2 protein-coding genes are annotated in these 2,362 nt (G+C 36.4%); both read left to right on the top strand.

Annotated features, from left to right (window positions below):
* Positions 1 to 450: hypothetical protein (locus HMPREF1630_RS09590; RefSeq protein ID WP_231549490.1), on the top strand; the 450-nt coding region annotated here is incomplete at its 5' end.
* Between the two features lie 416 nt (positions 451 to 866).
* Entirely contained in the window at positions 867 to 2,117 is a 1,251-nt protein-coding gene (locus HMPREF1630_RS00280) for a hypothetical protein (protein ID WP_037325941.1), read from the top strand.
* Positions 2,118 to 2,362: the final 245 nt, after the last annotated feature.

Below are 2,362 nucleotides of genomic sequence, written 5' to 3'. Positions count from 1 at the left end.
AAAACTGATTGTTTGAGGCGTAGCCGAGTTATCAGTTTTAGCAACCCGAAGATTAGAAATCTCTATGAAAAAACGAAAACTAATACAAGGTCATTCCCCCTACCAAAAAAAGCTTGCCGAAAAGGCAAGCTTCTTTATTCGCCCTCCGCTAAGGAGCCGTCTGGGGGTGTAAGGAAAGGGAGGGTTCGGGAGGGAAGCGTTGAGGGACCATACGGAAGGTCCCTTAGCGTCCCTCCCGATAACGGAGATTCAACTGTAAGTGGAATAATACTTTTAAAAATCAAAAAAATATTTATATTATATAGAAAGATAATTCAATCTCGGATTGAAAGGCTAAGGAACGTAATCTTTTTACAATCAATGCTCCTATTCGTCGCATCGCTTGTAAAAAATTACATAAGGTTTTTCAGAAATTTCTGCTGCGGTGCTTTGCACCTTGAGAAATTTTGAAAACCGTAAAAACTTTAATTTCAAAGTTTTTACTACCATTAAATCTCGGATTGAAAAAAAGAAAATAACTTATCTTGGATAAGAAAAAAAGTAATAGTATAATAAGTGTAATCTTACAAAATCCCATTTAAAAAAACCTTTTAATCCCACCCAAAACAAAATAAAAATGGTGAGGGTAGGGGCAGGGGCCATCACAAAAGGACTCCACACCTGGTGTGTAAAGAAGAATATCTGGTGTGGAAAGAGAAATGAATTGTGTAGAAAAATTGTAGATATATTTGCTGAAAATTTAGAAATATTTACAAATTGCATAAATGTGTTGACAATGTGGAGAAACTATTGTAAGATTATAAATGTAAAGTGAGTACACTAAGTACAAAACAAATTTCAAAGAAATTCAAAGGAGAATTATAATTATGAAAATGAATAAATTAGCAGCAGGTGCTCTAGCACTAGCTCTAGGTCTTGGTGCAGTTGCTCCAGCAGTAGCATCAGAACACGGAACAAAATTAGTAGAAGTTAACTACAATGAAAGATTAGCAGAAGCTCAAAAATACTTCGCACAAAGAGAAGATGCTAGAAAGAAATCAGCAGCAGCTAAAGAAAGATACGAAGCAGCTAAAAAAGCTCAAGAAAAAGCAGAAAAGAAATACAAAGACCTTGATGAAGATAAACCTGGTTCTGAATCAAAAACAGCTAAAGACATTCAAGATGAACTTGATGGCCCAGCAGGTCATCCAGAACAAGGCTTAAAAGCTAAAGCAGCAAAAGCAATAAAAGACTATGCTGATGCTCAAGATGGATTTAAAAAAGGTACAAAACAACAATCTGATGTTGATACAGCTAAAAAAGCTTATGATGAAGCAGTAAAGAAATTAGATGAAGCTCTTACAAAATTAGGTGAAGCTAAGAGAAAAGAAGCTGAAAATGCTCCAGATCTTGACAAAAACAAACTAGGTCCTAAAGCTCAAGCTTTCGTTGACCTTGATCATGCTAACCAAGAATTAAGATTAGCATACAAAGCATACGGCGAAGCTCTTGATAAAGAAGCTGTACTATCTCAAAAATTCAAAGATACAATGACTGATTTAAATACAGCAGCAGAACTTGTAAACAAAATCGTTACAATCGAAGGAACAAAGATTGTTGTTAAAGACGCTAAACCAGCAGCAAAATCAGTAGCAGAAGCTGTTAAAGCTCTTAAAGCATCTATCGATGACAACAAAGCAGCAGTTAAATCAGCTGAATTCCTACTTCAAAACGCTCCAAAATCAGTTGCTAAAGTAAAAGCTAAACTTGAAGCTCAAATCACTAAAGCTAAAGCAGCTATCACAAAAGGTGAAGCAGCTCTTGCAAAAGTAGAAAAGAAAATGGCTTTCATCGCTACAGCATACGCTGCTGAAGATGATGTAAAAGTAGAAGATCTTGAAGCTCTTACAAAAGAAAACAAAGAATCAGCTTCTGACATCAACAACACAATCAAAGAAAACGAAAAAGAACAACCAGCTGTTGAAGAAGAAAAGAAACCAGAAGAAAAGAAACCAGAAGAAAACAAACCAGCTAGAAAAGCAGGCAAAAACGCTAAAACTGGTATCGCTGGTATCGCAGGCGTTGCTGGTATCCTAGCAGCAGCTTCAGTTGCTTACGCAGCAAGCAAAAGAGACTAATCACAGACTCTAAAGGAAGGACCAAATTAAGAGTGCACTCTTAGGTCCAACCAAAAAATAAAATACCCGGGTACTCACTTGACAAAAACCATCCTTTTGATAAAGGGTGGTTTTTTTATTCCACTAAAACTTAATTTTTCTTTAATCCGAGATTGAATTATCTATCTTATAATTTTTTAGTCATTACATAACTACTCCGTATCTGGGGGAACCCCAAGGGACCTTCCGCAGGGTCCCTCACTGGG

The sequence above is a fragment of the Anaerococcus lactolyticus S7-1-13 genome (assembly GCF_000758765.1).
Lineage (GTDB): Bacteria > Bacillota > Clostridia > Tissierellales > Peptoniphilaceae > Anaerococcus > Anaerococcus lactolyticus.
This window is presented reverse-complemented; position numbering and strand designations above follow the sequence as displayed.

Bases quoted from the DNA above. Each gene is read 5' to 3' on its own strand.
- HMPREF1630_RS00280 (WP_037325941.1), top strand. From the start codon at position 867: ATGAAAATGAATAAATTAGCAGCAGGTGCTCTAGCACTAGCTCTAGGT.